This is a genomic window from Georgenia sp. 311, assembly GCF_006151955.1.
GTDB lineage: Bacteria > Actinomycetota > Actinomycetes > Actinomycetales > Actinomycetaceae > Oceanitalea > Oceanitalea wutianyii.
Genome location: NZ_VDFS01000061.1, coordinates 21,601 through 43,276, shown reverse-complemented (window position 1 = coordinate 43,276; position 21,676 = coordinate 21,601). Strand labels below are relative to the sequence as shown.

Sequence of the window (21,676 nt, the reverse complement as noted above, 5' to 3'; positions counted from 1 at the left end):
CCGTGATCACCGTCGAGGAGTACCAGGAGTCCGTGCTCGCGCGGGTGGAGCCGCTCGCGCCGCGACGCGTGCCGGTCGCCCAGGCCCACGGGCTGCACCTGGCCGAGGACGTCACCGCGGTGCTCGCCGTCCCACCGTTCACGAACTCGGCGATGGACGGCTTCGCGGTGCGGGCCGCCGACGTCTCCGGCGCGCCCGTGTCGCTGCCCGTCGCCGGTGACGTGCCGGCCGGGACGACCCACCCCGTCGCCGTGCCGCCCGGCGGTGCCGTGCGGATCATGACCGGCGCGCCCCTGCCCGCCGGGGCCGACGCCGTCGTGCCCGTCGAGCTCACCGACCAGCCGCCGGGTGCCGTGGTGCTGCCGGCCGCCGTCGAGGTGCGCCGCGCCGTCGCCGTCGGCGCCCACGTGCGCTCGGCGGGGGAGGACGTGCGCCCCGGGGACACCGTGCTCGCCGCCGGGACCCTCCTCGGCGCCACCCAGCTGTCCGCCGCGGTCTCCGCCGGCCACGGCGAGCTCCTCGTCCGGCCCCGTCCGCGCGTCGGCGTCCTCGCCACCGGCGACGAGCTGTGCCCGCCGGGCACCGACCCCGGGCCCGGCCGCATCCCCGACTCCAACAGCGTCCTCGTCGCCGGCCTCGTCCGGGAGGCGGGGTGCGAGCCCGTCGTGCTCGGTGCCGTGGGCGACGACCCCGAGCGGCTGAGCGAGGTCGTCGCCGCCGCCCTCCCCGGGATCGACGCGCTCGTCACCTCCGGCGGGGTGAGCGTGGGGACCAAGGACGTCGTCAAGGCGGCGCTCGCCGACCGGATCGGCTTCACCAAGGTCGCGATGCAGCCGGGCAAGCCGCAGGGCTTCGGGGTGCTCGATGGCCGGGTCCCGGTCTTCGCGCTGCCGGGCAACCCGGTGAGCGTGCTCGTCTCCTTCCACGTCCACGTGGCGCCGGGCCTGCGCCGCCTCCTCGGGCTGCCCGCCCGGCTCCCGCTCGCCCGGGCGAGGGCCGCCGTCGCGTGGCGCTGCCCGGCCGGCCGACGGCAGTTCGTCCCGGTGGTGCTCGAGGACGACGGCGTGGACCTGCCCTCGGTGCGACCCGCCTCCGCGGGCGGTTCGGCCTCCCACCTCGTCGCCTCGCTCGCGGCCGCGGAGGCGCTCGCCGTCGTCGCGGAGGACGTCGACGCCGTCGCGCCCGGCGACGAGGTCGGGCTGCTCAGGTGGAGCTGAGCCACGACGCGATCGTGCTGGCCGGGGGCACCGGCCGCAGGCTCGGCGGGGTGCTCAAGCCGCAGGTGACCGTGCGCGGGCGCCGGCTGCTGGACCACGTGCTCGACGCGACGACGGGGGCGCGGCGCGTCGTCGTCGTCGCCCCGGAGGCGGTGCCGGTGCCCGACGGCGTCCTGCGCACCCTGGAGGACCCGCCGCACGGCGGGCCGGTCGCGGGGATCGCGGCCGGGCTGGCTGCGCTCGCGGACCCCGCGCCGGTCGTGCTGCTCCTCGCCTGCGACCTGCCCGGGGCCGCCGCCGCGGTGCCCCGGCTGCTCGCGACCGCCGGGGACCTCGCGCTGCCGGGCGGGCGGAACTCGGCTGTCGTGCGGAACTCGGCTGTCGCGGGGGAGGTGGTGGGAGGTGTCGACGGGGTGGTCGTGCGGGACGTCTCGGGGCGGGAGCAGTGGCTCCTCGGGCTCTACTCGACGGCGGCCCTCGCCGGGCGGGTCGGCGAGCTCGCCGCGGCCGGGCGGGTGCGCGGCGGCTCGGTCCGCGACCTCCTCGGCCCGCTCCACCTCGGCACGGTCCTCGCGAGCGCGGAGGAGAGCCGCGACGTCGACACCTGGGCCGACCGCGACGCCCTCGAGGGATAGGCCCGGGCCCACCACTCGTCAAGCGACCCGAACCCCTGCATAATCGCCAGCACGGTCGGGCCGGGGGGCCCGCCGGGGGGAGGGCACCATGTCCGAGCTCGACGCAGGACCGACAGGGACCGGCTCGACGAGGTCGCCCGGGTCCATGCTGGCCCTCGCCACGATCGGGTTCCTCGTCAACTTCTGGGCCTGGAACCTCATCTCCCCGCTCGGCTCCTCCTACGGGGAGGACCTCGACCTCACTCCGTTCCAGGTCTCCGTCATCGTCGCCGTCCCGGTGATCGTCGGGTCCCTCGGGCGCATCCCCGTCGGGGCGCTCACCGACCGCTTCGGGGCACGGGTGATGTTCCCGGCGGTCAGTCTCGTGACCATCGTGCCGACGCTGTTCGTCGGCTTCGTCGCCAACAGCTTCGTGCTCCTCGTCATCGGCGGGTTCCTCCTCGGCATCGGCGGCACCGCCTTCGCCGTCGGGATCCCCTTCGTCAACGCCTGGTACCCGCCGGCACGGCGCGGGCTCGCCCTCGGGGTCTTCGGGATGGGCACCGCCGGGACCGCCGTCGCCGCGTTCACCACCGTCGCCATCGCCGACCGCTTCGGCCGCGCCGGCCCCTTCGTCCTCGTCGCCGTCGTCCTCGCCGTCTACGCCGCCGTCGCCTGGGTCGTGCTGCGCGACTCGCCCGCCCGGCCTCCGGCGGCGACCGGCTCGATGCTCTCCCGGACGTGGCGCACGCTGCGGATGCCGGTGACGCTCCAGCTCTCCCTCATCTACGCCCTGGCCTTCGGCGGGTTCGTCGCCTTCAGCGTCTACCTGCCCACCTACCTCATCAACGACTTCGACCTCACCCGCTCCGACGCCTCGTTCCGCACCGCCGGGTTCATCGTGCTCGCGGTCGTCGCCCGGCCGGTCGGCGGCTGGCTCTCCGACCGCTTCCACCCGGTGCCGGTGCTCGTGTGGTGCTTCGTCGTCGCCGGGGTCGGCGCGGCGCTCGCCGCCCTGCGCCTCGACCTCGTCCCGGTCGGCACGGTCGCGTTCCTCGCCATGGCCGCCGCCCTCGGTGCCGCCTCCGGCGCCTGCTTCGCCCTCGTCGCGAAGCTCGCCCCGCCCGACGCCGTCGGCTCGGTCACCGGGATCGTCGGCGCCGCAGGCGGCCTCGGCGGCTTCTTCCCGCCCCTCGTCATGGGCGCCGTCTACGGCGCCACCGGGGCGTACACCATCGGTTTCGTCCTCCTGGCGCTCAGCGCCCTGGGCGTGGCCGCCTTCACCTGGTGGCCCGTCCGCCGGGTGGCCCGCACCGCCTGACCGCGAGAGGACACTCATGACGGCGACGAAGCCCGACCGATCCCAGAGCGCCGCGACCGATGCCCTGCTCAGGCTCGGCACCTTCCTGCGGCGAGGGCAGGCGTCGGAGGACCTCAGCCGGATCTTCCTGCGCGGCGGCCGCGAGGGGGACGCGTTCTACCGGGACCGGTGGAGCCACGACAAGGTCGTGCGCTCCACCCACGGCGTGAACTGCACCGGCTCGTGCTCGTGGAAGGTGTACGTCAAGGACGGCATCATCACGTGGGAGGCGCAGCAGACCGACTACCCGACCACCGGCCCGCACTCCCCGGAGTACGAGCCGCGCGGCTGCCCCCGCGGCGCCGCCTTCAGCTGGTACACCTACTCGCCCACCCGCATCCGCTACCCCTACGTCCGCGGCGCGCTGCTCACCATGTACCGCGAGGCCAGGGCGCGGCTGGGGGACCCGGTGCTCGCGTGGGCCGACGTCGTGGAGGACCCGGAGCGTGCGCGGGCCTACAAGCGGGCCCGCGGCCGCGGCGGGCTCGTGCGCGCCTCGTGGGAGGAGGCGATGGAGATCATGGCCGCCGCCCACGTGTGGACGACCAAGCGCTACGGCCCGGACCGGCTGGCCGGGTTCACCGTCATCCCGGCGATGTCGCAGGTGTCCTACGGCGCCGGCACCCGCTTCCTGTCCCTCATGGGCGGAACGATCCTGTCGTTCTACGACTGGTACGCCGACCTGCCGATGGCCTCACCACAGATCTTCGGGGACCAGACCGACGTCCCCGAGTCGGCCGACTGGTTCAACGCCGGCTACCTCGTGATGTGGGGCTCGAACATCCCCGTCACCCGCACCCCGGACGCGCACTTCATGGTCGAGGCGCGCTACCGCGGCCAGAAGGTCGTGGCGATCTCCCCGGACTACGCCGACAACACGAAGTTCGCCGACGAGTGGCTCGCCGTCCACCCCGGCACCGACGGGGCGCTGGCGATGGGGATGGGCCACGTCATCCTCCGCGAGTTCCACGTCGATCGGCCCGAGCCCTACTTCACCGACTACGTCAGCCGCTTCACCGACTCCCCCTTCCTCGTCACCCTCGAGGAGCGCGACGGCGCCTACGTCCCGGGCAAGTTCCTCACCGCGGCGGACCTGCCGGAGCAGGCGGAGGTGGAGAACGCCGCCTTCAAGACGGTCATGCTCGACGACGACGGCGTCCCGTTCGTCCCCAACGGCACCCTGGGGGACCGGTGGGGCGAGGCGGGCAAGGGACGCTGGAACCTCGACCTCCAGGGCCGCCGGCCGGTCCTGTCGGTCGCGCAGGACGGCGGGCGCGGCGTCGAGGTGCTCCTGCCGCGCTTCGACGTCGCTCCCGGCGCCGACGCCGGGGACGTGGGGCAGCACGTCGGCGGGGCGGGGGTGCTGCGCCGCGGCGTGCCCGTCCGGGAGGTCGCCGGGCGCCTCGTCACCACCGTCTTCGACCTCCTCCTCGCCCAGTACGGCGTGGGCCGCCCCGGGCTCCCGGGCCGCTGGCCCACGGGCTACGAGGACGCGAGCGAGCCGGGCACCCCCGCGTGGGCCGCGGAGCACTCCGGCGTGCCGGTCGCGGCGGTCGTGCGGATCGGGCGCGAGTTCGCCGACAACGCCCGCCGCTCGGGCGGCCGGTCGATGATCGTCATGGGCGCCGGGACCAACCACTTCTTCCACTCCGACACGATCTACCGGGCGATGATCGCGCTCGTCACGCTCACCGGCTGCCAGGGCGTCAACGGCGGCGGCTGGGCCCACTACGTCGGTCAGGAGAAGATCCGCCCGATCACCGGCTTCCAGCAGTACGCCTTCGCGCTCGACTGGCAGCGGCCCACCCGGCACATGATCTCCACCGCCTTCTGGTACCTCGGCACCGACCAGTGGCGCTACGACGGGCTGCCTGCCGAGACCCTCGCCTCCCCGCTCGCCACGGGCCGCTTCGCCGGCCTGACCACGGCCGACACCCTGGTGGAGTCCGCCAAGCGCGGGTGGATGCCGAGCTACCCGACCTTCGACCGCAACCCGCTCGACATCACCGACGAGGCCGCCGCGGCGGGCAAGGAGGTGCCGGAGTACGTCGTCGAGGAGCTGCGCGCCGGGCGGCTTCGCTTCGCCGTCGAGGACCCGGACGCCCCGGAGAACTTCCCCCGCGTCATCACCGTGTGGCGCTCGAACATCCTCGGCTCCTCCTCCAAGGGCAACGAGTACTTCCTCAAGCACCTGCTCGGCACCGAGTCGGCCGTGCGGGCCGAGCCCTCCCCGCCCGGGCGCCGCCCGCGGGACATGGTGTGGCGCGAGGAGGGTGCCGAGGGGAAGGTCGACCTGCTCACCTGCCTCGACTTCCGGATGACGTCGACGACGCTGTACTCCGACATCGTCCTGCCGGCCGCGACCTGGTACGAGAAGCACGACATCTCGACGACGGACATGCACCCGTTCGTCAACTCCTTCAACCCCGCGATCTCCCCGCCCTGGCAGACCCGGACCGACTTCCGGATCTTCCAGGACCTCGCCGGGAAGGTCTCCCAGCTCAGCGTCGCCCACCTCGGGCGGCGCCGTGACCTGCTCGCCGCCCCGCTCAACCACGACACCCCCGACGCCCTGGCCACCCCGCACGGCGCGCTCGCCCCGCTCGAGGAGACGCCGCTCGTCCCGGGCGTGACGATGCCCAAGCTCGTCACCATCGAGCGCGACTACCCGGCCACCCTCGCGAAGTTCAACGCCCTGGGCCCGCTGCCGGACTCGGTGGGGATGATGACCAAGGGGGTGAGCTTCACCCCCGACCGGGAGGTCGCCGACCTCGCCGCCCGCAACGGGCGGGTGGTCTCCGGCGTCGCCGCGGGGCGGCCCTCGCTCGACAAGGACACCAAGGCGATCGAGATGATCCTCGCCCTGTCCGGCACGACGAACGGGCGCCTGGCCACCCAGGGCTTCGAGCACCTGGAGCAGCGCACCGGCACCCGGCTGGCCGACCTCGCCGCGGAGTCGGAGTCGGTGCGGGTGACCTTCACCGACACCCAGACGAGGCCGACGAGCGTCCTCACCTCCCCGGAGTGGTCCGGCTCGGAGACCGGCGGACGGCGCTACACCGCCTTCTCCACCAACGTCGAGCGGCTCAAGCCGTGGCACACGCTCACCGGGCGGATGCACTTCTACCTCGACCACGACTGGATGGCCGAGATGGGGGAGACGCTGCCGGTCTACCGCCCACCCCTGGACATGCACCGCCTCTACGACTCCCCGCGGGTGGGGGACACCGCCCCGAGCGGGGAGCCGACCGCCACCGGGCACGCGGAGGTCGCCGTCCGCTACCTCACCCCGCACTCCAAGTGGTCGATCCACTCCGAGTACCAGGACAACCTCTTCATGCTCTCCCTGTCCCGCGGCGGGTCGAACATCTGGATGTCCCCGCAGGACGCGGGGAAGATCGGCGTGCGGGACAACGAGTGGGTCGAGGCCTACAACCGCAACGGCGTCGTCGTCGCCCGCGCCGTGGTCTCCCACCGCATGCCCGAGGGCACCGTCTACATGCACCACGCGACCGAGCGGGTGGTCGACGTCCCGCTCACCGAGACCTCCCGCCAGCGCGGCGGCATCCACAACTCCCTCACCCGGGTGCTGATGAAACCCAGCCACCTCATCGGCGGGTACGCCCAGCTCGCCTACGCGTTCAACTACATCGGGCCCACCGGCAACCAGCGTGACGAGGTCACCACCATCCGCCGCCGCAGCCAGGAGGTCCGTTACTCATGAGGGTCATGGCGCAGATGTCGATGGTGATGAACCTCGACAAGTGCATCGGCTGCCACACGTGCTCCGTCACGTGCAAGCAGGCGTGGACGAACCGCACCGGCACCGAGTACGTGTGGTTCAACAACGTCGAGACCAGGCCAGGTCTCGGCTACCCCCGCACCTACGAGGACCAGGAGGTGTGGCAGGGCGGCTGGACGCTGAGCCGGCGCGGCAAGCTCAAGCTCAAGGCCGGCGGCCGGGCGAGGAAGCTCGCGACGATCTTCTCCAACCCGAAGATGCCGACCATCCACGACTACTACGAGCCGTGGACCTACGAGTACGACATGCTCCTGTCCGCGCCCGCGGACTCCCCGCACACCCCGGTCGCCCGGCCGAGGTCGCTGATCTCCGGGGAGCCGATGAAGATCCAGTGGTCGGCGAACTGGGACGACATGCTCGGCGGGTCGACCGAGACCATGGCCGCCGACCCCGTCCTGCGGAAGATGAACCAGGAGGTCAAGGCCGAGTTCGAGCAGACCTTCATGTTCTACCTCCCGCGCATCTGCGAGCACTGCCTCAACCCCTCGTGCGTCGCCTCCTGCCCGTCGGGCGCGATGTACAAGCGCGCCGAGGACGGCATCGTCCTCGTCGACCAGGACCAGTGCCGCGGGTGGCGCATGTGCGTCACCGGCTGCCCGTACAAGAAGGTCTACTTCAACCACCAGACCGGCAAGGCCGAGAAGTGCACGATGTGCTACCCGCGCATCGAGGCCGGCCTGCCCACCGTGTGCGCCGAGACGTGCGTGGGCCGCCTGCGCTACATCGGCCTCGTGCTCTACGACGCCGACCGGGTGTCCGAGGCCGCCGCGACCCCTGAGGAGCACGACCTCCTCGCCGCGCAGCGCAGGGTGTTCCTCGACCCGTTCGACCCGGAGGTCGTCGCCGCCGCCCGCCGGGAGAACATGCCCGAGGACTGGATCGAGGCGGCGCAGGCCTCCCCGGTCTGGCGGCTCATCACCGACTACGAGGTCGCCCTGCCGCTCCACCCCGAGTACCGCACCCTGCCGATGGTCTGGTACATCCCGCCGCTCAGCCCCGTCGTCGACACCGTCACCGCCTCCGGCAACGACGGCGAGGACGCCCGCACGCTGCTCACCGCGCTGTCGACCATGCGGATCCCGCTGGAGTACCTCGCCGGGCTCTTCACCGCCGGGGACACCGCGCCGGTGGAGCGGGTGCTGCGCCGACTGGCGGCGATGCGCTCCTACATGCGCGACCTCAACCTCGGGGAGGAGCCGCACGAGGAGACGGCCGCCGCCGTCGGCATGACCGGCGCGGAGATCCAGGAGATGTACCGGCTGCTCGCCATCGCGAAGTACGAGGACCGCTACGTCATCCCCTCGACCCACGCGGAGATCGCCCAGGAGCTCGAGGAGATGGCCTGCTCCCTCGACGTCCACGGCGGTCCCGGGATGGGCGGGGCCGGGCCCTTCGGGACCGGCTCGGGAGCGGACGTGCCGGCCGCCGTCGAGAACTTCCACGTCCTCAAGGACCGGCAGACCTCGCCGTACGCGCCCTCGACGCCGGGGCGGACCAACCTGCTCAACTGGGACGGGCGCGGGTCCAGCGGGCTGTTCCCGCCCGCGCCGGGCGAGCGGGACGACGAGCGCAGCGAGACCGTCCCCGCCGCCGGGGTCGACGTCGCCCCCTCCGAGGGCGGGCAGGAGGTCCACTCCGGGGACATCGAGTCCGGACCGGCGGTGTCCGAGCGCGACCCCCACCCGGCGGGGGACCCCGGGCCGCAGGCGGGCGGGACCGACCGGACCGGGGACAGGTCGCCCGGCGACGAGCCGCCGGTCGGGGAGGGACGGCGATGACCGGCTTCATCCGGGCCCCGGGCCTGGTCCCGCTCACCCCCGTGCGGCTGAGGCCCGCGCAGCGCACGGTGGCGCACATGGCCGCCTCGGTGCTCCTCGACTACCCGACTCCGCAGCGCCTCGCGAGCCACGGCACCGTCCGGGTGGCCACCGCCACCCTGCCCGGCCCCGTGCGGGAGCGGCTGTGGGGCTTCCTCGACACGGCCGCCGAGCTCGGGGAGGACGCGCTCGCGCGGCACTACGTCGAGACGTTCGACCTCAAGCGCAAGTGCTCGATGTACCTGTCCTACTTCCTCACCGGGGACACCCGGAAGCGGGGCACCGCGCTCGTGCGCTTCGTCGAGGCCTACCGGGCGGCGGGCTGGGAGCTCGACCGCGACGAGCTGCCCGACTTCCTGCCCACCGTGCTGGAGTTCTCCGCCCGCGGGGACCCGCAGATCGCCGCCGGGCTGCTCGGCAGCCACCGGCAGGGGATCGAGGTGCTGCGCTCGGCGCTCACCGGCGTGGGCAGCCCGTACGCCGCCGTCGTCGAGGCCGTGTGCCTCACGCTGCCGCCGGTGAGCGACGAGGTCCGCGACCGGTACCTCGAGCTCATCACCTCCGGCCCACCCTCGGAGATGGTCGGCCTCAACGCACTCGGGCCGCTGGAGCCCTTCGCACCGGGCGGCACCAACGACAGGGAGGTCAGGCCATGAGCGCAGCGGCGACGATCGCGTGGGTGGTCTTCCCGTACGTGGCGATGGCGGTGTTCGTCGTCGGCCTGTTCTGGCGCTACCGCTACGACAAGTTCGGCTGGACCACCCGCTCCTCCGAGCTCTACGAGCACGCGCTCCTGCGGCTCGGCTCACCGATGTTCCACTTCGGCATCCTCTTCGTCGCGCTCGGCCACTTCATGGGTCTGCTCATCCCGAAGAGCTGGACCGAGGCGGTCGGCATCGGCCAGGACTTCTACCACGTCATCGCCACCTACCTCGGCTCGCTGGCGGGCCTCATGACGATCGTGGGGCTCGCCATCCTCATCTACCGGCGCCGCAAGACGGGCCCGGTCTTCCTCGCGACCACCCGGACGGACAAGGTCATGTACGTCCTGCTGGGGATGCCGATCCTGCTGGGCATGTGGGCGACCGTGCAGAACCAGATCCTCGCGGGTGGCCACGGCTACGACTACCGGGAGACGATCTCCCCCTGGCTGCGCTCGCTGTTCGCCCTCCAGCCGCAGCCCGAGCTCATGACCGACGTGCCCTACCAGTTCAAGCTGCACATCGTCGCGGCGTTCCTCCTCTTCCTCGTCTGGCCCTTCACCCGGCTCGTCCACGCGTTCTCCGCCCCGGTGCAGTACTCGACCCGCCCGCTCGTCGTCTACCGCTCCCGCGGCGGGCCCTCGCGCGGCACCCGGGCCCCGCGACGGGGGTGGGAGCCGGTGGCCCCGCCGCGCGAGCGGCGGCGGCGCAGTCCGACGAGCACCGAGCTCTAGCCCCAAGGACCCAGTTCGGCTCCGCAGATGCGGTGTTAGCCTCTCCGGCATGCCGCAGTTTCGGATCAGCCAGGCTGCCTCGCTCCTCGGGGTCAGCGACGACACCGTGCGCCGGTGGGTCGAGGACGGACAGCTCGACGCGCGGACCGACGACGCCGGTCGCAAGGTCGTCGAGGGCGCCGAGCTCGCCCGCTACGCCCAGGAGCTCGCCGAGCGGCGCCAGCTGCCCGAGGTGGGCGGGGTGTCGAGCTCCGCACGCAACCACTTCACCGGCCTCGTCACCCGGGTCCAGGCCGACGGCGTCATGGCGCAGGTCGACCTCCAGTGCGGCCCCTTCCGCGTCGTCTCGCTCATGAGCGCCGAGGCCGCCCGCGACCTCGGCCTGGAGGCGGGCTCGCTCGCCTCCGCCGTCGTCAAGGCGACGACCGTCATCGTCCAGGCCCCGCGGGTCGAGCCGTGAGCCGCCCGCGCGCGCTCGCGGCCGCCACCCTCGCCGTGCTCGCCCTCGGCGCCTGCGGGGCGACCGACGGCGGCGCCGAGCAGGCCACCACGCCCTCGGGCGAGCTCACCGTCTACGCCGCCGCCTCGCTGCGCACGGTCTACGAGGAGCTCGGCGAGCTGTTCACCGCCGAGCACCCCGGCGCCGAGGTCACCTTCTCCTTCGCCGGGTCGGCCGACCTCGTCGCCCAGCTCGACGCCGGCGCCCCCGCCGACGTCCTCGCCACCGCCGACGAGGCCACGATGGCCCGCGCCGTCGAGGACGGCACCGTCGCCGGCCAGCCGCAGGTCGTCGCCGAGAACGCCCTCACGCTCGTCGTGCCCGCCGGCAACCCGGGCGGGGTCACCGGCCTGGACGCCGCGGGGCTCGCCGGCGCCGACCTCGTCGTGTGCGCCCCGCAGGTCCCGTGCGGGGCCGCCGCCCAGGCGCTCGCCGCGGACCTCGGCCTCACCCTCACCCCGGTGAGCGAGGAGAACAGCGTCACCGACGTCCTCGGCAAGGTGACCTCCGGGCAGGCCGAGGCCGGGCTCGTCTACTCGACCGACGCCGTCGTCGCCGGGGACGCCGTCGAGGTGGTCCCCGTCGAGGGCGCCGAGGAGGTCGTCAACCGCTACCCGGTCGCCGTCACCACCGGCACCGACCAGGAGGCGCTCGCGCAGGCGTGGATCGACCTCGTCAGCGGACCCGTGGGCCAGGAGGTCCTCGCGGCGGCCGGGTTCGGCACCCCGTGACCACTGCCGGCCTGCCCCGGTGGGTGCTCGTGCCCGCCGCGGCCGGGGTGCTGCTCATCGCCGTCCCCGTGGCCGGCACGCTCCTGCGGGTGCCGTGGGCCGAGCTGCCCGCCCTCCTCACCTCCGCGGCCTCGCTCGACGCGCTGTGGCTGAGCCTGCGCACGTCGGCGGCCGCGACGCTCCTCGTCGTCGTCCTCGGGGTGCCGCTCGCGCTCGTCCTCGCGTGGACCGCCCTGCCGGGCGCGCGCGTGCTGCGCACGGTCGTCCTCCTCCCGCTCGTCCTGCCGCCGGTGGTCTCCGGCCTCGCGCTCCTCACGACGTTCGGCCGCCGCGGGCTGCTCGGGCGCCAGCTCGAGGTGCTCGGCATCGACATCGCCTTCTCGACGACGGCGGTCGTGCTCGCCCAGGCGTTCGTCGCCCTGCCGTTCCTCGTCCTGTCGGTCGAGGGGGCCGCCCGGACGGCGGGCCGGCGCCACGAGGTCGTCGCGGCCACGCTCGGCGCCGGGCCGACGACGGTGCTGCGCCGGGTCACCCTGCCGCTGCTCGCCCCGGCGCTCGCCTCCGGGACGGCCCTCGCCTTCGCCCGCTGCCTCGGGGAGTTCGGCGCGACCCTCACCTTCGCCGGCTCGCTCCAGGGCGTCACCCGCACGCTGCCGCTGGAGATCTACCTCCAGCGCGAGACCGACCCGGACGCCGCGATCGCGCTGTCCCTCCTGCTCATCGTCCTCGCCGCCGCGCTCGTCGTCGCGACGCAGGGCCGGGGCCGGCGCCGGGCGGGTGCCCGGTGAACGCTCCCGCGCTGAACGTGCGCGCCGTCGTCCCCGAGCGCGGGGTGCGCGTCGACCTCACCGTGCCCGCCGGCCAGGTGATCGCCCTCGTCGGGGCCAACGGCGCCGGGAAGTCGACCGCGCTCGCCCTGGCCTCGGGCACCCTGCGCCCGTCGGAGGGGGAGGTGTGGGTGGCCGGGCGGCGGGTCGCCGGGCCTGGCACCTGGGTCCCGCCCCACCGCCGTCACATCTCGCTGTGCGCCCAGGAGCCGCTCCTGCTGCCTCACCTCGACGCCGCCGACAACGTCGCCTTCGGACCACGGGCGCTCGGCGCCGGGCGGGCACGTGCCCGGCAGGTGGCGCTCGCCCGCCTCGAGGAGGTCGGCGCCGCGCACCTCGCCGGGCGCCGGCCGCGCGAGCTGTCCGGCGGGCAGCAGCAGCGCGTCGCCATCGCCCGGGCGCTGGCTCCCGAGCCGCGCCTCGTGCTCCTCGACGAGCCGCTCGCCGCGCTCGACGTCGACGCCGCCGCCGAGCTGCGCCAGGTGCTGCGCCGCGCGCTGCGGCAGGCGGGGCGCACCGCCGTCGTCGTCACCCACAGCCTGCTCGACGTGCTCGCGGTCGCCGACGCCGTCGTCGTCATGGAGGACGGGCGCGTCGTCGAGGAGGGGCCGACGGCGCAGGTGCTCACCCGGCCGCGGTCCGGGTTCGCGGCGCGGCTGGCCGGCGTCAACCTCCTGCTCGGCGAGCACGTGGGCGACGGGGCGGTCCGGGTGGGGGGCGACGTCGTCCACGGCCCGGCCGACGACGGCCCCGCCGGCGGACCGGCGGCGGCGGCGTTCGCGCCGCGCACGGTCGCGGTGCACCGGACGGCGCCCGGTGGCAGCCCGCGCAACGTCCTGGCCGTCCGGGTCACCGGGCTGGAGCAGCAGGGCGCGCTCGTGCGGGTGCGCGGGGAGACCGCCTCGGGCAACCGCCTCGCCGCCGACGTCACGCCCGCCTCGCTCGCCGCCCTCGCCCTCGCGGTGGGCGAGGAGGTCCTCTTCGTCGTCAAGGCCGCCGAGGTCGAGGTGTACCCGGCCTAGCCTTCGGCAGGGGGCTCGCCCGCGGGCGCGGCCGGGAGCTGCACCCGCACGGTCGTGCCACCGCCGGGGGTGGGCAGCACGCGGGCCGTCCCGCCGTGCGCGGCGACGAGCGCCGCGACGATCGCCAGGCCCAGCCCCGAGCCGCCCGAGGCCCGGGCGCGCGAGTCGTCCAGCCGGTAGAAGCGCTCGAAGACCCGCTCGGCGTGCTCGGGGGAGATCCCCGGGCCGTGGTCGCGCACCTCGAGGACGACGGCATCGCCGGCCCGGCCGACCGCCACCTCCACCGGCGTGCCCTGTGGGGTGTGGCGCACGACGTTGCCGGTGAGGTTGGAGAGCACCTGGCGCAGCGCGTTCTCGTCGCCCAGGACGGTCGTCGCCCCAGGGCCCGCGACGGCGCCCTCGAGCGGGACGAACGTCGTCGTGCGCGACGGGTCGAGGGCCCGCAGGTCGGTGACGGCGTCGTGGGCGAGCACGGTGAGGTCGACGGGCCGGCGCTCCAGGCGGCGGCCCTCGTCGAGCCGGGCGAGCTGGAGGAGGTCGGTGACCAGGCCGCCCATCCGCTGCGCCTCGCTCTCGATGCGCGCCATCGCGGCGGGCAGCTCCTCCGGCGGGATCGCGCCCATCCGGTAGAGCTCGCCGTACCCGCGCACGGTGGCGAGCGGGGTGCGCAGCTCGTGGCTCGCGTCGGAGACGAAGCGCCGCATCCGGCTCTCGGAGGCGGCCTGGGCCGCGAAGGCCCGCTCGATCTGCGCGAGCATCGTGTTGAGCGAGGAGGACAACCGCCCCACCTCGGTGTTCGGGCTCGCCTCGGGCACCCGGCGGGACAGGTCGCCCGCCGCGATCGCCCCGGCGGTCTCCTCGATCTCCCGCAGTGGGCGCAGCGCGCGCCGCACGGCGAGCGAGCCGAGCGTCGCCGCGAGCAGGACGACGGCGATCCCGGTGACGACGATGGTCAGTGAGACGCGGGCGAGCGTGTCGTCCGCGCCGGCAAGGGGCAGGGCGACGGTGAGCGTCGTCCCTGCCGGGGCGTCCTGGACGAGGTAGGTGATCGCGCGCCAGCGCTGGCCGGGCCGGTCGCTGCCGACCGTGTAGCCCTCGCCCAGCCCCTCGACCTGCGCGGGCAGGTCGGGCGTGCCGAACTGCTGGACCGTCCAGCGCGCCGCGACGACGAGCGGCTCGCCCGCCGCCGACTGCAGGCGCACGTAGTAGGTGGTCGGCATGACGTCGGCCTCGGCGCTGCTGCGCAGCACGTCGAGGTCGACGTTGCGCGCCGCGGTGGAGATCTGCTCGTCGGTCTCGGCGAGGAGGTAGCCGCGCAGGAGCGTCGCGGTCGTCAGGCCGGTGACGGTCAGCCCCGCCCCGAGGAGGAGGACGAGCAGGACGACGATCCGGCCGCGCAGGGGCACGGCGGCGGCTCGCTCGCGCAGGGTCATCGGCCGCTCGTGGGCTCGCGCAGGAGGTAGCCGACCCCGCGCCGGGTGTGGATGAGCGGGACCGGCTTCTCGCCGTCGCTGCCGCGGCCGTCGATCTTGCGGCGCAGGTAGGAGATGTAGGACTCGACGATCGCGCCGTCCCCGCCCCAGTCGTACTCCCACACGTGGTCGAGGATCTGCGACTTCGACAGCACCCGGCCGGCGTTGACCATGAGGTAGCGCAGGAGCTTGAACTCCGTGGGGGACAGGTCGATGAGTCGCCCGGCGCGGCGGACCTCGTGGGCGTCCTCGTCGAGCTCGAGGTCGGCGTAGCGCAGGATGGCGGAGTCGTCCTCCTGCTGCTGGGTGCGCCGCAGGATCGCCCGGATGCGGGCGACGACCTCCTCCAGGGAGAACGGCTTGGTCACGTAGTCGTCGCCGCCGACGGTGAGGCCGGTGACCTTGTCGGACATGTCGTCGCGCGCGGTGAGGAACAGGACGGGGGTGTGGTGGCCCTTCTCCCGCAGCCGGCGCGTCACGGTGAAGCCGTCCATGTCCGGGAGCATGACGTCCAGGACGATGAGGTCCGGCTCGGCCTCGACGGCCAGGCGCATCGCCTCGTTGCCGTCGGCGGCGGAGACGACGTCGAAGCCCGCGAAGCGCAGCGACGTCGTGAGCAGCTCGCGGATGTTGGGCTCGTCGTCTACGACGAGGAGCCGCGCCTGTCCCTCGGTCATACCTCCAGTGTCCTCCGATTTCCTGAAGGTTCCCTGGGAACCTCCTCGATGCCGTTCGGCGGGAGGGCGTCCGAGAGGTGACGAGTTCCCTGGGACGCCCCCTGGCGCCCCGGGACGCGCGCTGCAGCAGGGTCGCGCGGGCGCAGAAGGGCGTCCCAGAGGGAGGACCGTCCGCCCGAGGGTCAGCGGGTGTCGTGGGTGACGCGGCCGGCGAGGATGGTGGTGGCGACGGGCATGGTGCGCAGGTCGGCGCTCAGGGGGTCGGCGTCGAGGAGGACGAGGTCACCGGGGTGGCCGGGGGCCACCGTGCCCCAGCCGTCGGTGCTCGCGGCCAGCGCCTCGGCGGGGGTGATCCGCTGCTCCGGCGTCCACGGGGGACGCTCGTCCCCGGTGCGGGAGACGGCCGCGGCCATCGCCAGCCACGGGTCGAGCGGGGCGACGGGCGCGTCGGAGCCGAACCGCAGCTCCGTCCCGGCGTCGAGCAGGTCGCGCAGCGGGAAGGTCCGCCCGGCGCGCCCGGCCCAGTACGCCTCGGCGACGTCGCGGTCGTCGAGCAGGTGGGCGGGCTGGACGCTGGCGGCCACGCCCAGCCGCGCGAAGCGCGCCACGTCCTCGGCGGTCACGAGCTGGGCGTGCTCGAGCGTGCCGCGCGCGCCGGTGGCCGCGTAGGCGTCCAGCGCGATCGTCACCGACGCGTCGCCGATGGCGTGCACCGCCGTCGTCAGCCCGGCGGCGCTCGCGCGACGCATGAGCGCCCGCAGCTCGGCCGCGGGGACGGTCTGCTCCCCGTGGGTGCCGTCGCCGCCGGAGTAGGGGTCGTGGCAGTGCGCGGTGCGGGTGTTGAGCGCGCCGTCGGTGATGACCTTGACCGGCCCCATGGTGAGCAGCCCGGCGCCGCCGGGCAGGGGGGCGCCGGTGCGCAGGCCCGCCGCGAGGACGTCGTCGAGGTCGTCGGTGTAGATGCCGGTGCGCACGCGCAGGGTGTCCAGGCCTGCCGCGACACGCTCGGGCCACCTGCGGTGGTTGGCCGCGAACTCGACGTCGACGATGCCGACGACGCCGCGCTCCGCCGCCGACCCCAGCGCCGCGCGCAGCCCCGCCTCCTCCGCGTGCGGCAGGCGCCCGATGCGCGCGAGCACGTCGAACCACTCGTGCTCCCGGACGAGCCCGTCGCGGTGCGGCACCCCGAGCCGGGCCATCGCGGCGCTGCTCAGCCACCCGCAGTGCACGTCGCCCGAGACGAGGACGACGGGCACGTCGCCCGCGGCGGCGTCCAGCGCCGTCGTCGTCGGCACGTCCTGCCACAGCGCGTCCCGGAAGCCGTACCCCTCGAGGAGCACGCCGGGTGCCGGCGGACGGCCGGCGACGGCGGCCCGCACGATCGCGACGGCGTCGGCGGCGCTCGCGGCCGAGGAGACGTCGACGCGGGTGAACGAGCGCGCCCACTGGCCGCTGTGGACGTGCTGGTCCCACAGGCCCGGGACGAGCCACCGGCCCTCGGCGTCGAGCTCCTCACCGCGCCCGCGCAGGCCGGGCCCGACCTCGACCACACGCCCGTCCTCCACGCGGACGTCGACGACGCCGGCAGGTGGGGCCGGGACGGCGCGGGGGCGCCGCGAGGCGACCGGAACGAGCCGGGCCCCGCGGACGAGCAGGTCGGTCACCTCAGAGGTAGCGCATCGGGTCGAAGCTGGTGAGCGGGATGATCCGGACGCGCGGCAGCGGGGTCTGGAAGGCCCCGAGGTCGTCCTCGAGGTCGTAGATCTTCAGGCCGCGCGACGTGAGCTCGGTGAGGTGGGAGTTGACGAACTCGCGGAAGCAGATGATCCCGACCTGGCGGCCGGCGTCGACGAGCTGCTCCACCTGGGGCAGGAAGTCGCCGTCGTGGCTCGCGAGGAGGACGTCGCCCTCCGGCTGCTGCGCGATCGCCTCGAGCGTGCGCTGGATACCGATGTCGACGACCTTCTCGGTCGCCGCCCCGGCGAGCGGGATCGGGTGGAAGCTCATCGCGAGCAGCGCCTGGACGAAGCCCATCGGCATCTGGCCCGAGCTCGCGTTGAGGAAGAACAGGCCCTTGGCCGGCTGGTCGAAGACGGCGTCGGCGAAGTCGAGGATGCGGTCCCAGCGCGGTCGCTCCTCGGGGGCGGGGCGCCGGCCCAGCACGCTCATGCCGAGGGTGGCGTCGATGTTCTCCCCGTCGATGAGGAGATAGGTGCGCGGGGAGTCCGTCATGGCCACACCTTAGCGACGTCGCAGGGGCGAGGGCCGCAACGGCGTGCGCGATCCATCTCTCGGCGGGAGAGGGGACCCTCACATGCGGCGAGAGCCGGATCCTGCACGTGTGCACGACCCGGCTCTCGCCGGAAGGGGGTGAGGGGAGGGGCGGTCAGGCCTCGATCTGGCCGGGCTGCTTGCCCTGCTTGAGGGCGGCCAGCCGCAGCTCGACCTCGCTCTGGGTGCCGTAGTCCTCCAGCTCGGCGAACTGTGACTCCAGCGAGCCCGCGTTGAGCTCGGCGTGGCCGGCGACGCGTGCCTCCTCGCGGCGCACCTGCTCCTCGAAGCGGGAGATCTCGGTGGTCGGGTCGAGGACGTTGATCGAGGAGATGGCGCTCTGCACCTTGCCCTGGGCCTCGGCCGTCTTCTGGCGGGCCACGAGCTGGTCGCGCCGGCTCTTGAGACCCTCGAGCTGGACGCGCATCTGCGTGAGGCCGGTCTTGAGCTTGTCGACCACCTCGTTCTGCGAGGCGATCATCGGCTCGGCGTCACGAGCCTCCTTCTCGGCCGCGATCTGCTTGGTGATGGCGATCTTCGCGAGGCTGTCGAAGCGCTGGGCCTCGGAGGTGTCGCCGCTCGCGCGCAGCTGCTCGGCCTTGTTCGACGCCGCGATGGCCTTGTTGCCCCAGTCGCGGGCGGCCTCGACGTCGGCAGCGTGGTCCTGCTCGGCGAGACGGAGGTTGCCGATGGTCACGGCCACCGCCTCCTCGGCCTCGATGATCGAGTTGGTGTAGTCGCGCACGAGCTGGTCGAGCATCTTCTGCGGGTCCTCGGCCCGGTCGATGAGGGCGTTGACGTTCGCCCGCGTCAGCTGGGCGATGCGACCCAGGATGCTCTGCTTCTCGGTCATGGTGTGCTGCCTCTCGTCGTGTGGTCCTGCTGGATTCTTGCAAAAACGCGTCGTGGTCCGGCCGTGCTTCTCAGAACCGGCCGCCGCCTCCGCCGAAGCCGCCACCGCCGCCGAAGCCCCCGCCGCCTCCGCCGAAGCCGCCGCCCCCACCGAAGCCGCCACCTCCACCGAAGCCGCCACCGCCCCAGCCGCTGTGCCGGTCGCCGCCGCCGAGGAGGATGCCGCCGAGGATGAGGGAGCCGACGTCGATCCCGCCGCGGCCACCACCGCCCCCGAGGCCGCCGCCGAACCCGCCCCCGAAGGAGTCGGTGTCGCGCTCGGCGAGCTGCTGGGCGGCGGCGATGCGCTGCTCACCCTCCTGGACGAGCGCGAGGGCGCGCTCGGGGTCGGAGCCGGCGAGCTCGCCGGCCTGCTGGGCGAGGCGGGACGCCTCGGCGAGGCGGGTGCGGGCCTCGGTGCCGACCGCCCCGCGGCGGGTGCGGACGAACTCGGAGACCGCGCCGATCCGGGCGTTGAGGGCGTCGAGCCGGTGGGTGAGCTGGCCCTGCGCACGGCGGCGTCGCTCGTCGAGCTCGCGGGAGGGGGCCAGGGCGGCGTCGAGGGCGTCCTCGGCCGCGGTGAGCCGGGCGAGGGCAGCGAGCGGGTCCCCGCCCTGGCGCGCCTGGTTGCCCTGCTCGATCGCGGCCCGGGCCTCGACGACGCGCGGGGCGACGACGGCGTCCTCGGGGGCGAGCCGTGCGGCGTCCTGGACGTCGGAGCTGATCGAGGCGAGCGCGGCGTCGAGGCGCTTGCCGGCCTGGGCGAGGTCGTCCCCGGCGCGGTCGACGGCGTCGAGCAGCGACGCGGCCTGGCCGATCGCCTCCTGGGCGGTGTAGGCGGCGGCGACGGCGGCCGCGCGGTCCTCGCCCTCGATCTGGCGGCGCCCCTCGGCGATGGCCTCGCGGGCGCCGGCGAGCAGGCCGGTGGCCTGCTGCGGGTTCTGCGAGATCGAGGTGAGGGCGCTGGCCGGGTAGCGGGCGGCGAGGCCGTTCAGGACGACGCGCGCCGTGGGCAGCCGGCCCTCGACCTCGGTGGCGCGCTGCTCCATCTCGGCCAGCACCTGCGGGGCGCGGGACTGCATGTCGCGCAGCTCGCCGAAGTGGGCGGCCTGGTCACGAAGGGTCTGGGCGACGTCGTCGCACAGGGTGAGGATCTCGGCCATCATCGTCCGCGCCTGCGGCTCGGTCTCCGGCTGGTCGTCGTCGAGCAGCTGGCGGATGTGGAAGGCGCGCCCGGCCTTGGCCTTGGCGTCCTCCAGGGCCGCGCTGAAGGAGTCGGTGGCCTGGAGACCGAACTGCGCCTGGGCGAAGCCGAGCTCCTCCGCCGAGGAGCGGATCGCGTCGTCGACGGCGACCAGCGCCGAGCCGGCGCGCTTGTTCAGCTCCTCGGTCGACAGGCGCAGCGGGTGGTCCGGGGGCAGCTCCTGGGTCCGCGGCCCCGCGACATGACCACGGCTGCGACTGCGGGCCCAGGAGATGACGGCGATGACGGCGATGCCGATGAGCCCGATGACGAGGAGCGTGCCGAGGAAGCCCATGCCGCCGCCGGAGCCCTCGCCGGTCGCTGCGCCGTCGATAGTGCCGCTGGTCGCCCACTCCTGCAGACCCTCCGCCGCGGCGACCGCTGCCGCGCCCCAATTGTCCTCGGCGAGCTCGGGCTCGACGAGGTTCGTGCGGATCTGTGCGTATCCCGCCTCGGAGACGAGCGCAGTGCCGCCACCCAGGAAGTACGCGCGGTCCTCGACCGCGACGGCGAGCAGGGAGTCGTCGGTGCCGAGGTTCGACGTCTCGTACGTCTCCTCGGCCCACGCCTCGGAGCCCATGCCGTCGAAGGAGTCGACGTAGACGACGAACAGGGAGACCCCCGCCTCGCTCTGCAGGTCCGCGACAGCTTCCTCGACGTCGTCCACCTCGCCGCCGTCGAGCACCCCCGCCTCGTCGGTCACCCGGTCCTCGAGGAAGAGGGGCGGCTCGGCGGCCGCGGGCGAGGCGACGAGGCCGAGCAGCACGAGGAGAGGGGCGAGGAGGGCGGCACGGCGCAGGCGCCGGGGGGAGGTCTGGCTCACCATGCGATCTTCGCGTCCCAGTCGGCGCAACGCAATGTCCCCCGCGGGGCGGGCCGCTACCGGGAGCGGGCGATGGGCAGCTTCGTCCCGGCGGCCTCGCGCTCGTCGAGGACGGCGCGACGGAAGCGGACGAGCTTGGCGGGGCGCCCGCCCGTGGAGGAGTCGACCTCGCCCGTCTCCTCGACGAGGTCCTGCTGCTCGACGAGGCGGCGGAAGTTCTGCTTGTGGAGCAGCTGGCCGGCCACGGCCTCGACGGTGGTCTGAAGGCGCCCGAGGGTGAAGGACTCGGGGAGCATCTCGAAGACGACGGGGCGGTACTGGATCTTCGCGCGCAGCCGGCCGATGCCGGTGGCGAGGATACGGCGGTGGTCGCGGTCCATCGGCTGCCCGGTCCCCGGGGTGGGGGCGCCGCCGTGCGCCTCGGGGACGAGGCCGGCCTCGTAGAGCAGCTCGTAGCGCTGGAGGGTGAGCTCGGGTGGCCAGGGCTGGCCGTGGAGGCCGAAGGTGACCGCGACGCGCAGCCGGCGGCGCTCGGCCTGCTCGGGGTCCTCCTCGGCCCACCGCTCGAGGGCCGGGGCGAGCGCGGCGAGGGCGCCGTCGTCGCCCGAGCGCTGGTCCTCCCACGGGAAGTAGTCCAGCCACGAGCGCCAGCCGGGGGTGACGGACGAGACGGTCGTGAGGCCGAGGTAGGAGACCTCGAGGACGGGCCGCGGGCCGCGGCTGCGGTCGGCGAAGGTGTAGAGCTGCTCGACGTACCCGAGCTCGTAGCCGGTCTGGCGGGTGACCCACGCGCGCAGGTTCGCCTGCATCGTGCCGCGCCCGGGCACGAGCGGGCCGGAGGGCAGCAGGCGGCCGTCGGCGGTGGTGAGGACGAGCGGGGTGGCGTTCTGCACGGCCGTGATGACGGCGACGAGCTCGGCGCCCACCTGCTCGCCGTGCTCGCCCACGTGCTCCGCCGTCGTCGTCATCGCGCCC

At 74.3% G+C, this 21,676-nt stretch carries 18 protein-coding genes; 11 read left to right on the top strand and 7 right to left on the bottom strand.

Annotation, left to right across the window (positions count from 1 at the left end; translation table 11 throughout):
• Window positions 1-2 precede the first annotated feature (2 nt).
• The 11 genes from glp (at window position 3) to FHE66_RS13275 (ending at window position 13,324) form a co-directional block, all read left to right on the top strand.
• Entirely contained in the window at window positions 3-1,217 is a 1,215-nt protein-coding gene (gene glp, locus FHE66_RS13325; RefSeq protein ID WP_139073465.1) for a gephyrin-like molybdotransferase Glp, read from the top strand.
• Window positions 1,208-1,852, top strand: a complete 645-nt coding sequence (locus FHE66_RS13320) for a molybdenum cofactor guanylyltransferase (RefSeq protein WP_139073464.1) — start codon at window positions 1,208-1,210, stop codon at window positions 1,850-1,852. The genes glp and FHE66_RS13320 overlap by 10 nt, the downstream gene beginning before the upstream one ends.
• 145 nt (window positions 1,853-1,997) lie before the next feature.
• Window positions 1,998-3,152 (top strand): nitrate/nitrite transporter, encoded by a 1,155-nt coding sequence (locus FHE66_RS13315; protein ID WP_218013728.1) that lies wholly within the window; start codon window positions 1,998-2,000, stop codon window positions 3,150-3,152.
• Window positions 3,153-3,168: 16 nt separating this feature from the next.
• Window positions 3,169-6,915 carry a nitrate reductase subunit alpha gene (locus tag FHE66_RS13310; RefSeq protein ID WP_139073462.1) on the top strand — a complete coding sequence of 1,249 codons (3,747 nt, stop codon included), beginning with the start codon at window positions 3,169-3,171 and terminating at the stop codon, window positions 6,913-6,915.
• A complete protein-coding gene (gene narH, locus FHE66_RS13305) occupies window positions 6,912-8,771 on the top strand; it encodes a nitrate reductase subunit beta (protein WP_255303748.1) in 1,860 nt (619 codons plus the stop codon). Before FHE66_RS13310 ends, narH begins: the two co-directional genes overlap by 4 nt.
• Window positions 8,768-9,466 carry a nitrate reductase molybdenum cofactor assembly chaperone gene (gene narJ / locus FHE66_RS13300; protein WP_139073461.1) on the top strand — a complete coding sequence of 233 codons (699 nt, stop codon included), beginning with the start codon at window positions 8,768-8,770 and terminating at the stop codon, window positions 9,464-9,466. Before narH ends, narJ begins: the two co-directional genes overlap by 4 nt.
• On the top strand, window positions 9,463-10,245 hold the full coding sequence (gene narI / locus FHE66_RS13295) for a respiratory nitrate reductase subunit gamma (protein ID WP_139073460.1): 783 nt from the start codon (window positions 9,463-9,465) through the stop codon (window positions 10,243-10,245). The genes narJ and narI overlap by 4 nt, the downstream gene beginning before the upstream one ends.
• Before the next feature lie 49 nt (window positions 10,246-10,294).
• Window positions 10,295-10,705, top strand: a complete 411-nt coding sequence (locus FHE66_RS13290; RefSeq protein WP_139073459.1) for a molybdopterin-binding protein — start codon at window positions 10,295-10,297, stop codon at window positions 10,703-10,705.
• The gene (gene modA, locus FHE66_RS13285) at window positions 10,702-11,475 is read left to right on the top strand and encodes a molybdate ABC transporter substrate-binding protein (RefSeq protein WP_139073458.1); all 774 of its coding nucleotides are present in this window, start codon (window positions 10,702-10,704) and stop codon (window positions 11,473-11,475) included. Before FHE66_RS13290 ends, modA begins: the two co-directional genes overlap by 4 nt.
• The gene (locus FHE66_RS13280) at window positions 11,472-12,263 is read left to right on the top strand and encodes an ABC transporter permease (protein ID WP_139073457.1); all 792 of its coding nucleotides are present in this window, start codon (window positions 11,472-11,474) and stop codon (window positions 12,261-12,263) included. Before modA ends, FHE66_RS13280 begins: the two co-directional genes overlap by 4 nt.
• Complete coding sequence (locus FHE66_RS13275) at window positions 12,260-13,324, top strand: sulfate/molybdate ABC transporter ATP-binding protein (RefSeq protein WP_139073456.1); 1,065 nt, start codon at window positions 12,260-12,262, stop codon at window positions 13,322-13,324. Before FHE66_RS13280 ends, FHE66_RS13275 begins: the two co-directional genes overlap by 4 nt.
• Here FHE66_RS13275 and FHE66_RS13270 read toward each other — a convergent pair.
• The 7 genes from FHE66_RS13270 to FHE66_RS13240 all read right to left on the bottom strand — a co-directional run bounded on the left by FHE66_RS13270 (window position 13,321) and on the right by FHE66_RS13240 (window position 21,669).
• Window positions 13,321-14,757 carry a cell wall metabolism sensor histidine kinase WalK gene (locus tag FHE66_RS13270; RefSeq protein WP_139073455.1) on the bottom strand — a complete coding sequence of 479 codons (1,437 nt, stop codon included), beginning with the start codon at window positions 14,755-14,757 and terminating at the stop codon, window positions 13,321-13,323. The genes FHE66_RS13275 and FHE66_RS13270 overlap by 4 nt on opposite strands.
• Window positions 14,754-15,473 carry a response regulator transcription factor gene (locus tag FHE66_RS13265; protein WP_139073454.1) on the bottom strand — a complete coding sequence of 240 codons (720 nt, stop codon included), beginning with the start codon at window positions 15,471-15,473 and terminating at the stop codon, window positions 14,754-14,756. Before FHE66_RS13265 ends, FHE66_RS13270 begins: the two co-directional genes overlap by 4 nt.
• A 182-nt stretch (window positions 15,474-15,655) precedes the next feature.
• Window positions 15,656-17,137 (bottom strand): amidohydrolase, encoded by a 1,482-nt coding sequence (locus tag FHE66_RS13260; protein WP_139073453.1) that lies wholly within the window; start codon window positions 17,135-17,137, stop codon window positions 15,656-15,658.
• Between the two features lies 1 nt (window position 17,138).
• Window positions 17,139-17,705, bottom strand: coding sequence for an NYN domain-containing protein (locus tag FHE66_RS13255; protein ID WP_139073452.1), 567 nt, complete (start codon window positions 17,703-17,705; stop codon window positions 17,139-17,141).
• 154 nt (window positions 17,706-17,859) lie between these two features.
• Window positions 17,860-18,597: a PspA/IM30 family protein gene (locus tag FHE66_RS13250; protein ID WP_139073451.1), complete on the bottom strand. Its 738-nt coding sequence runs from the start codon at window positions 18,595-18,597 to the stop codon at window positions 17,860-17,862.
• 70 nt (window positions 18,598-18,667) lie between these two features.
• Entirely contained in the window at window positions 18,668-20,701 is a 2,034-nt protein-coding gene (locus FHE66_RS13245) for a TPM domain-containing protein (protein WP_176554782.1), read from the bottom strand.
• Window positions 20,702-20,757: 56 nt separating this feature from the next.
• Window positions 20,758-21,669: a hypothetical protein gene (locus tag FHE66_RS13240; RefSeq protein WP_139073449.1), complete on the bottom strand. Its 912-nt coding sequence runs from the start codon at window positions 21,667-21,669 to the stop codon at window positions 20,758-20,760.
• Between the last annotated feature and the right edge of the window lie 7 nt (window positions 21,670-21,676).